This window comes from Micromonospora globispora (assembly GCF_003857015.1).
Lineage (GTDB): Bacteria > Actinomycetota > Actinomycetes > Mycobacteriales > Micromonosporaceae > Micromonospora > Micromonospora globispora.
In genome coordinates this window covers 1-17,401 of the sequence record NZ_QGGF01000628.1, presented here as the reverse complement: position 1 = coordinate 17,401, position 17,401 = coordinate 1, and the positions used below count along the sequence as shown (strand labels likewise).

At 70.8% G+C, this 17,401-nt stretch carries 14 protein-coding genes; 3 read left to right on the top strand and 11 right to left on the bottom strand.

Annotation, left to right across the window (positions count from 1 at the left end; all coding sequences use genetic code 11):
* Positions 1 to 549 (top strand): ROK family protein (locus tag DKL51_RS31065; protein ID WP_148097892.1); only part of this gene is annotated, 549 nt, incomplete at its 5' end.
* A gap of 58 nt (positions 550 to 607) precedes the next feature.
* Here the strand turns inward: DKL51_RS31065 and DKL51_RS31060 are convergent.
* The 7 genes from DKL51_RS31060 to DKL51_RS31030 form a co-directional block, all read right to left on the bottom strand.
* Positions 608 to 2,020, bottom strand: a complete 1,413-nt coding sequence (locus DKL51_RS31060) for a GH1 family beta-glucosidase (RefSeq protein WP_109943930.1) — start codon at positions 2,018 to 2,020, stop codon at positions 608 to 610.
* 53 nt (positions 2,021 to 2,073) lie between these two features.
* The gene (locus DKL51_RS31055) at positions 2,074 to 3,078 is read right to left on the bottom strand and encodes an ABC transporter ATP-binding protein (RefSeq protein ID WP_109943931.1); all 1,005 of its coding nucleotides are present in this window, start codon (positions 3,076 to 3,078) and stop codon (positions 2,074 to 2,076) included.
* The gene (locus DKL51_RS31050) at positions 3,075 to 4,109 is read right to left on the bottom strand and encodes an ABC transporter permease (RefSeq protein ID WP_165823072.1); all 1,035 of its coding nucleotides are present in this window, start codon (positions 4,107 to 4,109) and stop codon (positions 3,075 to 3,077) included. The genes DKL51_RS31055 and DKL51_RS31050 overlap by 4 nt, the downstream gene beginning before the upstream one ends.
* A 3-nt stretch (positions 4,110 to 4,112) precedes the next feature.
* Complete coding sequence (locus tag DKL51_RS31045; RefSeq protein WP_089014592.1) at positions 4,113 to 5,090, bottom strand: ABC transporter permease; 978 nt, start codon at positions 5,088 to 5,090, stop codon at positions 4,113 to 4,115.
* A complete protein-coding gene (locus DKL51_RS37340) occupies positions 5,087 to 6,259 on the bottom strand; it encodes an ABC transporter ATP-binding protein (RefSeq protein ID WP_109943932.1) in 1,173 nt (390 codons plus the stop codon). Before DKL51_RS37340 ends, DKL51_RS31045 begins: the two co-directional genes overlap by 4 nt.
* 113 nt (positions 6,260 to 6,372) lie before the next feature.
* On the bottom strand, positions 6,373 to 8,049 hold the full coding sequence (locus tag DKL51_RS31035; protein WP_109965760.1) for an ABC transporter substrate-binding protein: 1,677 nt from the start codon (positions 8,047 to 8,049) through the stop codon (positions 6,373 to 6,375).
* A gap of 122 nt (positions 8,050 to 8,171) precedes the next feature.
* Positions 8,172 to 9,173 carry a LacI family DNA-binding transcriptional regulator gene (locus DKL51_RS31030; protein WP_109943934.1) on the bottom strand — a complete coding sequence of 334 codons (1,002 nt, stop codon included), beginning with the start codon at positions 9,171 to 9,173 and terminating at the stop codon, positions 8,172 to 8,174.
* A 528-nt stretch (positions 9,174 to 9,701) separates the two neighbouring features.
* Between DKL51_RS31030 and DKL51_RS31025 the strand changes: the two genes are divergently transcribed.
* The gene (locus DKL51_RS31025) at positions 9,702 to 10,025 is read left to right on the top strand and encodes a TraR/DksA family transcriptional regulator (protein WP_109943935.1); all 324 of its coding nucleotides are present in this window, start codon (positions 9,702 to 9,704) and stop codon (positions 10,023 to 10,025) included.
* A 384-nt stretch (positions 10,026 to 10,409) separates the two neighbouring features.
* Positions 10,410 to 12,614 carry a glycoside hydrolase family 3 protein gene (locus DKL51_RS31020; protein WP_109943936.1) on the top strand — a complete coding sequence of 735 codons (2,205 nt, stop codon included), beginning with the start codon at positions 10,410 to 10,412 and terminating at the stop codon, positions 12,612 to 12,614.
* Positions 12,615 to 12,762: 148 nt separating this feature from the next.
* Here the strand turns inward: DKL51_RS31020 and DKL51_RS31015 are convergent, their stop codons facing one another.
* The 4 genes from DKL51_RS31015 to DKL51_RS31000 form a co-directional block, all read right to left on the bottom strand.
* Positions 12,763 to 13,848: a LacI family DNA-binding transcriptional regulator gene (locus tag DKL51_RS31015; RefSeq protein ID WP_109943937.1), complete on the bottom strand. Its 1,086-nt coding sequence runs from the start codon at positions 13,846 to 13,848 to the stop codon at positions 12,763 to 12,765.
* A 137-nt stretch (positions 13,849 to 13,985) separates the two neighbouring features.
* A complete protein-coding gene (locus tag DKL51_RS31010) occupies positions 13,986 to 15,491 on the bottom strand; it encodes a mannitol dehydrogenase family protein (protein ID WP_109965759.1) in 1,506 nt (501 codons plus the stop codon).
* Positions 15,467 to 17,005, bottom strand: coding sequence for a UxaA family hydrolase (locus DKL51_RS31005; protein ID WP_109965758.1), 1,539 nt, complete (start codon positions 17,003 to 17,005; stop codon positions 15,467 to 15,469). Before DKL51_RS31005 ends, DKL51_RS31010 begins: the two co-directional genes overlap by 25 nt.
* Positions 17,002 to 17,401: carbohydrate kinase family protein (locus DKL51_RS31000; RefSeq protein ID WP_260428735.1), on the bottom strand; the 400-nt coding region annotated here is incomplete at its 5' end. The genes DKL51_RS31005 and DKL51_RS31000, both read right to left, overlap by 4 nt.

Genomic DNA, 17,401 nt, shown 5'->3' with positions numbered 1-17,401 from the left:
CACAGCAGCGCCGGGGAGTGGGGCCACACCACCATCGCGTACGGCGGCCGCCGCTGCCGGTGCGGCAACCTCGGCTGCCTGGAGGCGTACGTCGGCGCGGAGGGCGTGCTCGACCGGTTCCGGCAGGCGAACCGGGGCCGCCCGGTCGTCGGGGTCGACGAGGAGACCGCCTTCGGTGAGTTGCTGCGGTCCTCGACGCGGACCGCCGCCAAGGTGCTCGACGAGACGGTCGGCTACCTCGGCGCCGGCGTGGCGACGCTGGTCAACCTGTTCAACCCCGAGCGGGTGGTGCTCGGCGGCTGGGCCGGCCTGGCGCTGGGCGAGCGGTACCTGCCGCAGATCCGGGAGGCCACCGCGCGGCACGCACTGCGCCAGCCGTACGCGCAGACCTCGATCGAGCTGTGCCAGCTCGGGCCGGACGCGGTCGCGATGGGCGCAGCCACCCTGCCGATGGCCCGGCTGCTGCGCGACGGTGGTGTGCCGCGCGGTGGTGCTGCGCGGTCCTCGTCGTCCCCGCCGGCCCGCCTCCCGCGCCCCCGCACCCGCTGAGTCACCGGGCCGGCGACGCGGCCGCCCGAGACGTCCCCGGACGGCCGCAGCGCATCGGTCAGCGCTCCCCGCGCACCCGGCGGACCGTGTCGCGGTACCAGAGCGCGCTGCGCTTCGGGGTCCGCCGCTGGGTGTCGTAGTCGACCCGCACGATGCCGAAGCGCTTGTCGTAGCCGTACGCCCACTCGAAGTTGTCCAGCAACGACCAGGCGAAGTAGCCGCGCACGTCCGCACCGGCGAGCCGGGCCCGGGCCACCGCGCGCAGGTGCTCGGCCAGGTACGCCACCCGGTCGTCGTCGGCGACGACGCCGTCGGCGGTCGGCCGGTCGTCGAACGCCGCGCCGTTCTCGGTGATCACCATCGGCACGCCCGGGTAGTCCCGGCCGAGCCGGACCAGCAGGTCGGTGAAGGACTCCGGGATGATCTCCCAACCCATGGCGGTACGGGGCAGGTCCCGCGCGACCACCCGGCGCACCGGCCGGCCGTCGGCGTCCCGCTCCCGCCCCTGCTCGTCCACACCGGAGAAGAGCTGACCGAAGTAGTAGTTGACGCCGAGCACGTCGAACGGGCTGGAGATGACCGCCAGGTCGTCGCCCTCGACCGGGATCCGCACCCCCTCTCGGGCCAGGTCGGCCACCACGTCCTCGGGGTAACGGCCGTGCACCAGCGCGTCGAGGTAGAGACGGTTGCCCAGCCCGTCGGCCGCCCGGGCCGCGTCCCGGTCCGCCGGGCTGTCGGTCGCCGGGTCGGCGGTGGCCAGGTTGACGGTGATGCCCAGCTCCACCGGCCGGCTGGCCGCCGCCCGGAGCCGGCGTACCGCCAGCCCGTGGCCGAGCAGCAGGTGGTGCGCGGCGGCGATGCCGTCGCCCAGGTTCCGCCGGCCCGGCGCGTGCTGCCCGTAGGCGTAGCCGAGCATGGCCGAGCACCACGGCTCGTTGAGCGTGGTCCAGGTCCGAACCCGGTCGCCGAGGGCGGCGAAGACCAGCTCGGCGTAGTCGGCGAACCGGTGGGCGGTGTCCCGGGCCGGCCAGCCGCCGGCGTCCTCCAGCTCCTGCGGCAGGTCCCAGTGGTAGAGGGTCACCCACGGGTCGATCCCGCGGCCCAGCAGCTCGTCGACCAGCCGGTCGTAGAAGGCCAGGCCGGCGGCGCTCGCCGGCCCCCGGCCGCCGGGCTGCACCCGTGGCCAGGCCACTGAGAAGCGGTACGTGTCCAGGCCCAGGTCGCCGATGAGCGCCACGTCCTGCGGCATCCGGTGGTAGTGGTCGCAGGCCACGTCGCCGGTGTCCCCGTTGGCCACCGCACCCGGCACCCGGCAGAAGGTGTCCCAGATGGACGGGGTACGGCCGTCCTCGGCGACCGCCCCCTCGATCTGGTACGCCGACGTCGCCACGCCCCACCGGAACGTCGGCGGGAGGGTGTCGATCGGGTCGGCCTGACCGGTTGTCGCCGGGATGGTGAGGTCGGTGTCCATGGTTCTCCTCGCGCTGTCGGGTGATCGGTCGGGACGGGAATGGGCGGTCCGGGTCACCGGGGGACCGGCTCGGCGACGGGGTGCAGCCAGCAGGCCACGTCCCGCCCCGGGGCGTCGGCGGGCCGACCGAGTGGCGGGACGTCGGTGTCGCACGGCGTGAATGCCCGGGGGCAGCGCGGGTGGAACGCGCACCCGGTCGGCATGGCCCGCAGGTCCGGCGGCGAACCCGGGATGCCGGTCAGCTCCCGGCGCGCGCCGCGCAATGCCGGGAAGGAGTGCAGCAGCCCGTCCGTGTACGGGTGCAGCGCCCGCCGGTACAGGTCGGCCGCCGGCGCCTCCTCGACGATCCGGCCGCCGTACATGATGGCGATGCGGTCGGAGAACTCCACCAGCAGTGACAGGTCGTGGGTGATGAAGAGCACCGCGAAGCCGAGCCGCTGGCGCAGCTCGGCGAGCTGGCCGAGGATCTGCCGCTGCATCACCACGTCCAGCGCGGTGGTCGGCTCGTCCATGATGACGACCTGCGGCTCCAGCGCCAGCGCCATGGCGATCATGACCCGTTGCCGCATCCCGCCGGAGAGCTGGTGCGGGTAGCTCTCCAGCCGGTCGGCGGAGATGCCCACCAGGCGCAGCAGGTCTCGGGCCCGGGCCAGCCGCGCCGCGGCCGCACTCCGCGGCTCGTGCGCCTTGATCACGTCGAGCAGCTGGGTGGAGATCCGGTGCACCGGGTTGAGCGAGTTCATCGCGCCCTGGAACACGATGGACGTGTCGGCCCAGCGGAACGCCCGCAGCCGCGCCGGGGACAGCGACAGCACGTCGACCGGCGGGCCGTCGACCGGGTGATAGACCACCTCGCCGCCGCTGATCACCCCGGGCGGCGGGAGCAGCCGGGTCAGCCCGTAAGCCAGGGTGGACTTGCCGCTGCCGCTCTCCCCGGCCAGCCCCAGCACCTCGCCCCGGTGCAGGGTCAGGTCGACGTCGCGGACGGCGTGCACCGCCGCGTCGCCGAGCCCGTAGTCGACGCGGAGCCCGCGGATCTCCAGCACCGGATCCCTCACGGGGCGACCTCCTCTCGGGGGGCCGGCACCGGACGGGACGGCGCCAGCACGGGGGTGAAGCCGACCCGCATCCGCACGGTGCGGCCGTCGGCGGTAGGGATCCGGTTCTTGCCGGCGCTGCGCAGCCGGGGGCTGACGAACTCGTCGATGCCGAAGTTGATCAGGGCGAGCGCGGTGCCGAGCAGCGCGATGGCCAACCCGGCCGGGACGAACCACCACCAGGCGCCCTGGGCCAGGGCCTGCTGGCCCTGCGCCCAGAACAGGATGGTGCCCCAGTTCCAGGACGAGATCGACGAGATGCCGATGAAGGCCAGGGTGATCTCCGACATGACGGCGAAGATGACGGTCCCGACGAAGCCGGACGCGATGATCGCGGTGAGGTTGGGCAGGATCTCGAACAGGATGATGCGCCAGGTCCGCTCGCCGGTCGCCCGGGCCGCCTCGACATAGTCGCGGCGCCGCAGCGACAACGTCTGTGCGCGCAGCACGCGGGCGCCCCACGCCCACGAGGTGAACCCGATGATGAGCGCGACCAGCGTGTCGCTGGCCCGCTCGACGATCGACGTCACGATGATGATCAGCGGCAGGGCGGGAATGACCAGGAACACGTTGGACAGGGCCGACAGGCCCTCGTCGGCCGCCCCGCCGATGTAGCCGGCCGTCACGCCGATGAGGATGGACAGGATCGTCGCCAGCACGCCGGCGATCAGGCCCACGACCATGACGCTGCGAGCGCCGACCAGGATCTGGCTGAAGATGTCCTGACCGAGATGGGTGGTGCCGAACCAGTGCGTGGTCGACGGCGGCTGGAGGACGTCGCCGCTGCGCGCGTCCGGGCTGTACGGCGCCACCCACGGCCCGATGACCGCGAAGAGGCAGTAGAAGGCCAGGATGACCAGGCCGGTCGCGGCCTTGGCGTTGGCCACGAACCGGAACCGGCGCCGCTTCGCCCGGCCCGGCGCGGCCGACGGCTGGGCCATCGCCCCCTGGCCGGGGATGACCTGCTCGATGCTCGACGGCGAGATTGTCATCGCTCAGCTCTTTCGGGTCCGCGGGTCGAGAAGCAGGTACGCGACATCGGCGAGCAGGTTCGCCACCAGCACGGAGATCGTGATGATCAGGAAAATCCCCTGCATCAGCGGGTAGTCCTTGGCGCCGACCGCCTGGAAGAGCTGGTACCCGAGACCCGGGTAGGAGAAGACGATCTCCACCAGCAGCGTGCCGCCGACGATGAACCCGAGCGACAGGGCGAAGCCCGAGACGTTGGGCAGCAGCGCGTTGCGGGCGGCGTAGCTGAGTGCCACCCGGCGCTCCGACAGCCCCTTCGCGTGGGCGACCGTGATGTAGTCCTCCGACGAGACGGTGACCATCATGTTGCGCATGCTGAGGATCCACCCGCTCATCGAGGAGACCAGGATGGTGGCGGCGGGCAGGATGCTGTGCTGGATCGCGCTCGGGATGAAGTACTGGTCGAACGCGGGCACGAGGCCCGGCTCGTAGCCGCCGGAGGACGGGAAGAAGCTTCCGGGGCCGGCGAACAGGGCGATGGCGACGAGGCCCAACCAGAAGTACGGGATCGAGGACAGGAACGTCGTGGCCGGCAGCAGCCCGTCGACCCACGAGCCGCGCCGCCAGCCGGCGCCGACGCCGAGCGCGGTGCCGAGGAAGAAACTGATGATCGTGGTGATGCCGACCAGGCCGACCGTCCACGGCAGGCTGTCGCCGATCACCGTCGACACCGGCGCCGGGAAGAAGGTGAACGACAGCCCCAGGTCACCGTGGAGCAGCTGGTTCCAGTAGTCGACGTACTGCTCCCAGACGTTCTGGTTCTTGTCCAGCCCGAAGAGCACACGCAGCGACTCGATGGCGTCGGCGCTGATCCGGCCCTGGTTGCGGGAGATGAGGGACTGGACCGGGTCGCCCGGGACCATCCGCGGGATGAAGAAGTTGAGCGTGATCGCCGCCCACGCCGTGAACAGGTAGAAGGCCACGCGCTGCAGGAGGAATCTCATCGTGCCTCCCCCAGGGTGGCGGTGTCTTCCCGCTCGACCAGCGCCGGGGGCGGCGGCACGGCCGGGTCGGCGTCAGGGGCGGCGGAGCCGGGGGCGTCGGCCGCGACGGTGGCCGGATCGTAAAGCCAGCACGCCGTCCAGTGGCCGGGTCGGTCGCCGACGGTCAGCCGCGGCGGCACATCCGCGGTGCAGCGCCGCATGGCGTGCGGGCACCGGGGGTGGAACCGGCAGCCGGCGGGCGGACTGATCAGGCTCGGCGGCTCACCCTGACCGCGGTCCTTCCCGGCGGCCTCGTCGATGCCGGCACCGGCACCGTCGCCGGTGATCCGCTCGGGATCCGGTGCCGACTCGGTGAGCAGCCGGGTGTACGGGTGGGCCGGGTTCTGGGTGACGGTTTCACTGTCGCCGCCCTCGACCATGCGGCCGGCGTACATCACGATCGTCTCGTCGGCGAAGTAGCGGGCCGAGGCGATGTCGTGCGTGATGTAGAGGATCGCGAGGTTGAGCCGTTCCTTGAGGTCCTGCAGCAGGTTGAGCACGCCGAGGCGGATCGAGACGTCGAGCATGGAGACCGGCTCGTCGGCGAGGAGCACCTCCGGGTCGGCGCCGAGCGCCCGGGCGATGGCGACGCGCTGCCGCTGGCCGCCGGAGAGCTCGTGCGGGAACGCGTCCAGGTAGCGCTCGGGCGGGGCGAGGCTGACCCGGGTGAGCAGGTTGGCGAGGGCCTTGTCCAGGTCCTCGGCGCTGCGCCCGGCGTTCCGGTGGATCCGCAGCGATCGGGTGAGGTGGTAGCGGACGGTGTGCACCGGGTTCAACGACGCGAACGGGTCCTGCAGGATCAGTTGGACACGTCGCACGTACGACCGGAACGGACGACCGCCGCGCACCCTGGTCGACGTGCCGTGCAGGCGGATGTCGCCGGCGGTGCGGGGGTAGATCTGGGCCAGCAGCCGGGCCACCGTGGACTTGCCGGAGCCGGACTCCCCGACCAGCGCGGTCACCCGGCCGCGATGCAACGCGAACGATACGTCGTCGACGGCGTGCACGACTGCCGGCGTCCGGGAGAAGAGGTCACGCAGCCGTTTGCGGACGGGGAAGTGCTTGGTCAGGCCGACGGCCTCCAGCACCACCTCGTCGGCCGGCGCCGCCGCGCTCTCGCTCAACGTCATGCCGAGTTCCTGTCTGGGGTTGCCGTGTCACCCGAAGGTGACGGGTACCGATTTGAGGGGTGAGTTCCGCCTCCCCGGTCGGCCGCGGCCGACCGGGGAGGCGGTGCCGGGTGTCAGCTACCGGCGGGCTTGAGGTGCAGCACCACGTCCAGCGCATTGGGCTGGGTGGGCTGCATGGCGCCGTACGGGCTCGAGTCGTCGGGCCAGCCGGTCCAGTTCTTCGTGCTGTACGCGCCACCGATGTTGTCGGCGCCGACCGGGATCATCGGCATCTGGTCGACGAAGACCTTCTGCAGCGTGGTCATCGCGGCGGTACGGGCGGCCTCGTCGGTGGCGTTCGCGTAGGCCTTCAGGGCCTCGGTCGCCTGCTGATTGTTGAAGCGGCCGAAGTTGCCCGCGGGGGAAGCGGTGCCGATCGGCTTCAGTTGCCTGCCGTCCATGACGGTCCGGTAGATGTCGTACGGCGTGGCGCCGCCCTCGGTCCACCGGAAGGTCGCGTCGAAGTTGCCCTGCTCAACGTTCCGGAACCAGGCGTCCTGGTTGGCCTTGTCGATCGTCGCGGCGATGCCGATCTTCGACAGGTTGTCCTTCACGATCTCGAGGCTGGTCTGGTAGTCGGACCACCCGGCCGGGTCGGTCAGCTTGAGCGTGACGGCCTTGCCGGTCTTGTCCTTGAGGGTGTTGCCGTCGAGCTTGTAGCCGGCGCCGGTGAGCAGCGCCTTGGCGCCCTCGACGTCGACCTTGTGCTCCTGGCCCTTGAACTCGGGCGCGATGAACGAGTCACCGGCGGGGCTGGGCAGACCGGTCACGCTCTTCACCAGCGGGTGGAAGTACCCCGCCTCCGCTGTGGTGAAGATGTCCTCGCGGTCGATGACCATGTTCATCGCGCGGCGCAGCGTCGGGTCGTCGAACGGCTTCTTCGTGGTGTTGAGGTAGAGGCCGTGGATGCCCAGGACCGGCGGTGCCCACACCTTGTGGTGGGCCTGGTCCTTCGCGACGAAGACAGCCTGGTAGTTGGGGATGAAGACGAAGCTCCACTCCGACTCGCCGTTGGCCAGCGCGGTGGTCTGCGCGCTGTTGTCCGTGTACGACGTGAAGCGCAGCTCCTTGACCTTCGGCAGGTCCTGCCAGTAGCCCTTGTCACGGACCGTCAGGGTGGTGGTGGCCGGGGTGAACGACTTCAGCGTGTAGGGGCCGCTGCCGACCGGCTGCTTGACCGGGTCGGTCGTCGGGTCGCTGATCTTCTCCCAGATGTGCTTGGGCACAATCGGCACCCGCCACAGCACCTTCTGCTGGTTGACGAACTGCGGGCTGGCCATCTTGATCGTGACCTCGTTGCCGCTCGCGGTCGCGTCCGTGTAGGGGACGCCCTGGTCGTTGAGCGCCGGGTACTTCTTGACCAGGTTGTAGGTGAACGCGACGTCCTCGGCCGTGAGCTTCTGCCCGTCCGACCAAGTGGCGTTGTCCCGGATGGTGACCTTGACCGAGGCGTAGTCCGGCGCCCACTCGGCCTTGGTCGCCAGCCACGGCTTGAACGGCTCGGCCGGCTTGACCGGATTCCACATCATCAGCGGCTCGAAGATCTGCCAGCGGTAGCCCAGCGAGGCCGCGGCGGACGTGGTGAGGAACGGGTTGTTGTTCTCGGCCTGCGGGCCGTTCGGCATGCCGACGTTCAGCACAGTGGCCGCCTGGCCGTTCTTCTTGTTGGCGTTCGGGCTGTCGCCGCATGCGGCCAGGGCGGTGGCCATTGCGCCGGCCAGCGCGACGGCGAGTAACTGCCTTCTTCTCATGGAGGTCTCCCTCGGTGTTCCCGCGATCCTCGAGCGGGATGTGGTGGATGGAGGGTGTGCGGGTGTTGCCACCGGTGGGCGCGTGCCCGCCGGTGTGGGTGGTGGATACAGCGGTGGAGGGGTCAGGTGGTGCCGGTCGAGGCGCGGACGGTGAAGCTGGTGGGGATGATGGTCGGCGTGTCGGGCAGCGGCGTGCCGGCGAGGTGGGAGACGAGGGTGCGGGCGGCGGCCGCGCCCATCTCCCGCAACGGCTGGCGTACGGAGCTCAGCGGCGGGTGGGTCTGCCTGGCCAGCGGCAGGTCGTCGAAGCCGACCACGGCCACGTCCTGCGGGACCCGGCAGCCGGCGTCGCGCAGGGCCTGCAGGGCCCCGGCGGCGGAGAGGTCGTTGTGGGCGAAGACGGCGTCGAACGGCACGCCCGCCGCGAGCAGGCTCTCCACCGCCGCGCGCCCGCACTCGAAGGTGAAGTCGCCCTCCACCACCCGGGCCGGGTCGATCGGCAGGCCCGCCTCGGCGTACCCCTCGGCGAAGCCGGCCAGCCGCTCCTGGGTGCAGCCGAAGCGCCGCAGGCCGGTGATGACCAGCGGCCGTCGGCGTCCGAGGGCGAGCAGGTGCACGGCGGCGGCACGGGCACCGGCCTGGTTGGTGGTCCGCACCGAGGGGAAGCGCGGCTGGTGAGCGCGGTCGTCGATGAGGATCACCGGCAGGCCCCGCTCGTACAACGCGGTGATGTAGTCCAGGGCGCCCTCCGGCTCCACCACCAGCAGGCCGTCGAAGGACTTCGCGGAGACCTGCGAGGCGAACCGCCGCATCGACTCGTCGCCGCGGTTGCAGGTGAACAGCAGCAGGCCGTACCCCTCGGTCTCGACCACGTCGACCGCGCCCTGGAGCACCTCGCCCATCCACGGCCAGGTGAGGGCGGGCACCAGCATGCCCACCACCCGGGTCCGGCCCCGGGCCAGCCCGACGGCCCGGGCGCTCGGCACGTAACCCAGGTCGGTGATGACGGCGCGTACCCGGTCCGCGGTGGTCCGGTCCACATCGTCCTTGCCGTTGAGCACCCGGGAGACCGTCGTCTTGCTCACGCCAGCCCGGGCGGCGACGTCGGCGATGGTGATCGGCACGGAACGCTCCCGGGTCGGAGGAACGAATGTGGTGCGGAACCGGTTGCGGAAGCGGTTCCGTCGCAGTCAATCCGAGCGACGGCGGTCACGTCAATAACGGCCAGATAACGATGCATGACTAATTTCAAGACCTTAAGAAAGCCCGATCGAGGAGACGCTCTTCGATTCCCGATCCAGGGAAGGGACCCGCGCACGGTGACCAGCGTGGATGCCGGTCGGCCCGGCAGCTCGGCGACGCCGACATCCTCGTTGGTTTCCGCGCCGGCCCGGCCTATGGTGGGCTGATGTCTCCGGCCGGCCAGCTGATCCCCGCCGCCACTGTGGTGGCGGCGGCGACCGCTGCGCGCCGGCACCTCGTCGTCCCGGCCGCGCGGCCCGCGGTTGCGCCGTCGCTGACGATCGCGTCCACCTACGGGCTGCCGAGCCCCACCGGCCGTGGCCCTCCCGGACGTTCCCTCATCGCAGGAAGAACGGCCACCAGGGCGAAGCTACTCAGCTTCGGCCCTTTTTCTTTTGTGGAGGGACGACATGAGCACCGAGATCCGAGGCGCCACCCACCAGCCGTGGCTCACCCAGCTGCGAACGACCCTGACCACCGAATTCGCGGCCCAGAAGACCCGGCTGACCGAGCTGACGGCCGACACCGGGGACCCGGGCGACGCGCACACCCAGGCCGCGATGATCGCCGCCACCCGGCAGAGCATGGCGCAGATCGAGGACGCGCTGCGTCGGATCGACGACGGCAGCTACGGAAGCTGTGCCAAGTGCGGCACGCAGATTCCGCCGGAACGGCTGGAGGTGCTGCCGCACGCCCGCTTCTGCGTACCGTGCCAGCAGAAGCAGAACGGCTGACCAGCCCGGCTGAGGGCGCCGGATCGCCGTGCCGCACGGTGGTCCGGCGCCCTGAGCACATCGGGTCAGACGCGCGCCCGCGCCTGCTGCTCGACCCGTGCCCGAAGTGCCGGAGCGGGGATACGCAGGTTGCGGGATCGCCCGTCGGTGATGGGTGTACGCGACGTGCAGGTCACCCGCGGCGTCGTCCACTACCACCGAGAGATAGCGCAGCTCGCGGTTGGTCCCGTCCCGGGAGTTGTTCGACAGGGGCGTACCCGTCGCCGTCGGCCAGCAGCCAGCGGACCGGCCAGCTGTGAAAGGTGCTCCACGGGCTAGCACGCTGAGCGCCCTGTCGGCTGTTGCCGGTCGGTTGAGGCGGCAACATATGGCAAAGAATTGTGAATGGTTGGCAGCCGCGGCGAAGGTGACGCCCAGGAGCTGGGACGCCTGGATCTCGGGCGGCAGGACGCCTGGAACGTCCGGCCCGTGGGGAACGACCTGCGTCCTGGATCGTCACTTCGTGACATCAAGGAGGAGCGGATGCATCAACCGTCCACCAGATTCTGGAAACGATCTGGGGTGTTGCTCGCGGCGGCGCTGCCGCTGTCGCTGCTCGGATCGACGGCTGTGACCGGGGCGCCGTCCAGCGGAAAGCATGGCAGATGGTCCAACGGCGCTCACGGTCCGGTCATCGAGGGGCGTGTGAAGGACCTCATCAAGGTAGATGGTCGGTACTTCAAGGATCTCAACGACAACGGCCGTCTGGATCGCTACGAGGACTGGCGGCTGTCCCCTGAACGGCGCGCCGATGACCTGCTGTCGCGGATGACGCTGGAGGAAAAGGCAGGTCTGATGCAGATCACGTCGGCTGGACGGGGCAACGCGCCGCCGTCTGACCCGCTGGCAGACACGGTCGGATACATCAACGACCGCCACATCAGGTACCTCATCCTGCGCGACAACCCCAGCGCGCACGATCTGGCCGACCGGTCCAACGACTACCAGCAGATCGCCGAGGCGACGCGCCTGGGGATCCCTGTGGTTTTCACGTCAAACCCGCGCAACCATGTCAGCAGCTCCCTCGAGTTCGGCATCAGCGAAGCATCGGGACAGTTCTCGCTCTGGCCCGGCAGCCTTGGCCTGGCCGCGATGCGAGACTCCAGGCTGGTCCGGGAGTTCGCCGAAATCGCTCGGCAGGAGTGGGTGGCGTCCGGTATCCGCAAGGCGTACGCGTACCAGATCGAGACCGCAACGGAGCCGCGGTGGCGCCGCATCAGCGGCACCTTCGGCGAGGACCCCGAGCTGAACGCCGATATCGCCAAGCAGCTCGTGCTCGGCTTCCAGGGCAACCGCCTGGGCAACCAGTCCGTGGCCCAAACCGTCAAGCACTTCCCCGGTGACGGTGCCGTGCTACGTGGCCTCGACCCGCACAACGAGCCCGGGAAGTGGGCGATCTACCCCACGCCCGGCAGCTTCTTCAAGTACCAGCTGCCGCCATTCCAGGCGGCAGTCGATGCCGGCACCAGCGCGATCATGTCGTACTACAACGTGCCGAGCAACGCGATGAGCAGCCGCCAGTTCCCGGACAGCACGTGGTACTCCGAGGACATGCAGTTCGAGGAGGTCGCCGGCGCCTACAACAAGGTGCTCCTGACCGACCTGCTGCGCGGCAAGATGGGCTTCGACGGATACGTCAACAGCGACAGCGGCGTGCTGACCAGCCGGGCGTTCGGGGTAGAGAACCTGTCGATCGAGGAGCGGTTCACGAAGTCGATCCGCGCGGGCGTCAGCCTCTTCTCCGACAACAACGACCCCAGCGGCCTGATCTCGGCGGTCAACACCGGCCGACTGAAGGAACGAGAGCTCAACCCGTCGGTCAAGATGCTGCTGACCGAGATCTTCACGCTGGGCCTGTTCGAGAACCCCTACGTCGACCCGAACCGCGCCCAGCAGATCGCCGACTCGCCGCGCTCGCAGGCGAAGGCCGACGAGGCTCAGCGCAAGTCCATCGTGCTGCTGCGCAACGACGAGAAGGCCCTGCCCTTCACCGACGCCGTGGCGGCCAAGACCAAGCTGTACGTCGAGGTCTTCGACGGCGATGACAGCGCCACCCAGACCGCGGCTCTGCGCAAGATCATCGCCGAGAAGGAACCGGCCGTCCAACTGGTCGACACCCCGGAAGCGGCAGACGCCGGTTTCGTATGGGTCCGTCCGACCCCATACGAGTACCCCGACAACTCCACCGTAGAGATTCAGCTCAACGAGCTGACCGGCGTCGACGTCAACCGCATCAAGCAGATCGAAGCGGCGGTACCGACAATTCTCACGATCAACATGACGAACCCATGGGTGATCAACGAGATCGAGCCGCAAGCCGCCGCGGTCGTGGCAACGTTCGACGTGACCCCGGAGGCCCTGCTGGACGTCATCCGCGGCCGCTTCAACCCTAGCGGGAAGCTTCCCATCACCATTCCGGCCAACCAGGCGGCAGTGGAGCGCAACGCCTCCGACGTGCCAGGCTACGCCGAGAAGTTCGACTACACGTACACCAACATGGTCGGACACGACTACAAGTTCGGCTTCGGCCTCAGTTACCCGAGGCGCTAGCAGGCGCTGCTCTCGCACCGCACCGCACCGGGTCGGGCCCGGCCGTGAGGCCAGGCCCGACCTGAGCTGCAGGGCAAGGACGAGCCGTCCGTAGCTCCAGCAGCGCGCGACACGCCCTGCCGGGCTTCGACGACCGGTCAGCTCACGGTCAGTTGCCGGCCAGCAGGATGCTGTTCGTCGGGGGCGGTGCGTTGACCGCCGGCGCCCACGGCGGGCGATGTTCGGTCTTGCGCGGCCCGGTCGAGTCACGGACGACCAAACGGACCGGTAGCACCATCGGCTGCCCGGTGTGCCCGCGCGACCCGTTGATCATGGCGAGCAGGTGCTTGGTGGCGACCGCACCTTCGGCAAACAGCGGTGCCGCGACAGTGGTCAGCCGGGGAGTGACGATGTCGGCGGCGACGATGTTGTCGAAGCCGACGACGCTGAGGTCGACCGGAACGTTGATGCCCAGCCGGGCCAGGCCACGCATAAGCCCGATGGCCATCTGGTCGTTGTAGGTGATGACGGCAGTCGTCGCGCGCCGTCGGAGCTCGTCGGCCGCCATCTCCCCGCCCTCGATGGTGGGGCTGAACGGCCCGATCCGGCGGACTCTGATCTCGAGCTCCATGCCCGCCTCGAGCACAGACCGCCAGCGGATCCCGTTCGCCCAGGAAGCCTCCGGTCCCGCCACATAGGTGAGGTGGTCATGTCCCAGCTCGCCTAGGTGCTCGGCGGCCCGACGGACGCCGCGAGGATTGTCCGTCACGACACACGGCACGTCCGAGATCGCCCGGTTGAGCACCACCACCGGGCGCTGTTTGGACATCACCCGGATGGCCGAGTCCGACATACGGCTGCTGGCCAGCACGATGCCGTCGATGGTCGGCAGCGCTCGCTCCAGCGCGGCCCGCTCCAGGCGGTCCGACTCCTGCGCGTCGATCAACACCGTCGTCAGTTCGGCGTCGGCCGCGGCGTGCTGCGCCCCGCGGACGATCTCCGCGAACACGGGATTGGTGATATCCGCGATGACAAGGGCGATCATGTGTGTGCGGGAGGTCGTCAGCGCCCGGGCCAACGGGTTCGTGCGATAGCCGAGCCGCTCGGCGACCTGACGGATTCGTTGCGCCGTGTCGGAGTTAACGCGGCTTGGTTTGGAGAACGCCCGAGACACGGTCGACGGCGCGACCCCTGCCTCGAGCGCGACGTGGTAAATCGTGGTGCGCTTGTTGGGCGGTTTGTGTTGTTCGGACATCTGAGCGCTCCCTGCGGCTGCGAACATGCGATCGGTAACGGCGCCGGTGCTGATCCGACAGCTCTGTGGATAGCCCGCAGGGGCCGGACAACGACCCGCCCGGGGCAGCAGCGCCGCTCGTGCAGCGGGCCGGGGGCTCAGCCCTTCATCAGCCGCCCGACGTGCTCCACCAGCGCGGCGCGGAACCCGTCGTGCTCGGCAAGGTCCGCACCGAAGATCTCGGGTATCCGAAGCAGGGAGTCCACGACGCGCCCCGGCCCACCGCCGGCCCCGGCGGTGGCGGTACGGAGCCGGTCGGCCATCGGATCGTCCAGGGGTAGGTCCCGCCCCCGCACGTCCCGGCCCTGCGCCACATACACCATCCACGCGGCGACGGCGAGCGCCGCGTACCGCGGCACCGCGCCGGCGGACAGGCGGTCGCGGACGGTGCCGAGCAGCCGCACCGGCAGCTTCTGCGACCCGTCCATCGCGACCTGCACGGTGCGGTGCCGCAATGCCGGGTTGGCGAAGCGGGTCAGCACCTGGCACCGGTAGTCGTCCAGGTCGAGCCCGTCGGGCACCTGAAGGGTGGGGGTCACGTCCTCGACCATGAGGGCCTCGGCCGCCGCCGCGAGCCGGTCGTCGGAGAGCGCGGCCGCGATCGTGTCGTACCCGGACAGCGCGCCCAGGTACGCCAGCAGCGAGTGGCTCGCGTTGAGCATCCGGAGCTTCACCGCCTCCCAGGCGGCGACGTCGTTGGTCAACACCGCGCCCGCACGCTGCCAGGCGGGCCGGTCGGCGGCGAAGTCGTCCTCGATGACCCACTGGCTGAACGGCTCGGCGACCACGACGCCCCGGTCCTCGAGACCGAGCACCGCGAGGACGTCGGCCCGGTCCTCGTCGGTGGTGGCCGGCACGATCCGGTCGACCATGCAGGACGGGAAGCGCACCGAGGAGGCGATCCAGTCGGCCAGGCCGCCGGCCTCGGACGAGGGCAGCGCGTCGACGAAGTCCTGTACCAGCCCGCGCAGGACGTCGCCATTGCCGACGAGATTGTCGCAGGAGAGCACGGTGACCGGTCCCGCGTCATGGGCCAGGCGGTGTTGCAACCCCCGCACCAGCTGGCCGACGACGGTCCGGGGCGGCTGGCCGCCCAGGTCGGCTGCCACCTCGGGATCGGACCGGTCGAGCCGGCCGGTCCCGTCCCGCCGGTACCCCTTCTCGGTCACGGTCAGCGTGACGAGGCGTACGGCGGGGTCGGCGATCCGGTCGACGACCGCTGCCGGATCACCTCCGCCGAAGACGACGTCCCGCACGGTGCCGACCACCCGCAGCGGGGCCGCGCCGACACCCCGTTCGAGCACCGAGTAGAGACCGTCCTGGGGCATCAGCTGGTCGCGCACGGACGCCGACCGCTGGGTGACCCCCGTGATGCCCCAGTCGTCCTGTCCGGTCGCCGCGGCGGCCAGCTCGGTGAAGACCGCCTGGTGTGCGCGGTGGAAGGCCCCGATCCCGAGGTGCACGATGCCGACCCGCAGGGCGCGCGGATCGACCGCCGGGCCGATCCAGCCCCGGCGCTGCCCGCCGAGCCGGTCCAGCGTGTCGAGCCCGAGCCGCCGGCCCACCGCCACCTCGTTGCTCACAGCACCGCCCCGAGCTGCCACGGCACGATCTCCTCTCCGCCCAGGCCCAGTTCCTCGCTGGCGCTGCGTCGGCCCGACGCGACGTCGAGCAGCAGGTCGTACACCCGCCGGCCCATCTCCTCGAGGGGCAGGCCCTGCTCGACCACCGGTGAGCAGTCCAGGTCGATGTCGCCGGCCATCCGCCCGGCCACGTCGGCGTTGGTGGCGAGCTTGACAGTCGGCACCGGGCGGCTGCCGAAGACCGACCCGCGACCGGTGGTGAAGCAGATCAGGTTCGCCCCGCCGGCGACCATCCCGGTCACCGAGACCGGGTCGTAGCCGGGGGTGTCCATGAAGACCAGCCCCGGTCGGGGGATCTCCTCGGCGTACTCGCGGACCGCGGCCAGCGGGCTGTGGCCGGCCTTGGCCACCGCACCCAGGGACTTCTCGAGGATGGTGGTGATGCCCCCCGCCTTGTTGCCAGGGGAGGGGTTCGCGTCCAGCGTCGTGCCCTGCCGCTGGGTGTATGTCTCCCACCAGCGGATCCGGGCCATCAACGCGTCCGCCACCTCCGGACTGGTGGCCCGGGCGGCAAGCAGGTGCTCCGCGCCGTAGACCTCCGGGGTCTCACCGAGGACGGTGGTCGCGCCGGCGGCGACCAGCAGGTCCGAGGCCACCCCGAGGGCCGGGTTCGCGGTCAGACCGGACCACCCGTCGGAGCCGCCGCACTGCAGGCCCAGGACCAGCTCCGCCACGTCGACCTCGGTACGTACCGTGCCGGCCAGGTCGCTCGTCATGCGGCGAACCAGTTCCACGCCGCGCTGCACCGCCGACGAGGTGCCGCCCAGCTCCTGGATTGTGTACGACGACACCGGCACGTGCTCGGCGACGCCGAGGTCCGCCATCAGGCCCGTCACCGTGTTGACCTCGCAGCCCAGCCCGATCACCACGAGCCCGCCGATGTTCGGGTTCCGCGCGTACCCGGCGAGCGTGCGCCGCAGCAGGTCCCAACCCTCGCCCTGGGCGGCCATGCCACAGCCGGTGCCGTGGGTCAGCGCGACCACGCCGTCGACGCCCTCGACGCCCTCGACGCCCTCGACGCCCTCGGCGTCGTCCTCGGTGAGGCGGGCGACCTTGCGGGCCACCGTGGCCGAACAGTTCACCGTGGTGAGGACCCCGATGTAGTTGCGGGTGGCGACGCGCCCATCCGGCCGGCGGAAGCCCTGGAAGGTGCGCCGCAGGTCGGCGGGAAGCAGCAGGGTTGAGCCGGCCGCCCCCTGCGTCGCCCGGGCGGCGGCGTCCTCCGGCATCCCGAGGTTGTGCATGTGCACGTGCTCGCCCGCCCGGACTTCGGCGAGGGTACGCCCGATCACCTGGCCGTACTTGCGCACCAGCGCCCCGGCGGCCAGGTCCCGCAGCGCGACCTTGTGTCCGGCGGGCAGGTCGCCGCGCAGCGTCACCTCGCCGGCCCCGCGCACCCCGACGGTCGCACCGGCCGGCATCGCCGTCGTCGCCACGGCGACGTCGTCGCTCTCGTTCAACACCACCAGGCTCATCCCGACACCTCCACCGTGGACGCCCCGGTGACCAGCCGGCGTGACTCCGCGAGGTCGGGCAGGTATCCGGTCCCGCCCTGCCCGCGCAGGGACAGCGCCGCGGCGGCGGCGCCCAGCCGAATCGCGTCGGGCAGGTCGTCGCCGAGGGCCAGCCGCGCCGCGACCGTGCCCGCCAGCACGTCGCCGGCGCCGGTCTGGTCGACGACCTGCTCGGCCGGATACGCGGGAACGCTGGTCAGCTCCCCGCCGTCGTCCAGGAGCACGCCGTTGTCGCCCTGGGTGAGGGCGACCGCCCCGGCGCCGAGCGCCCGGAACGCGGCGCACGCCTCGACCGGCCCGGTCATGGTGGTGCCGAGCAGCGCGGCCGCCTCGCGCGGCCACGCTGCTCGGCACCAC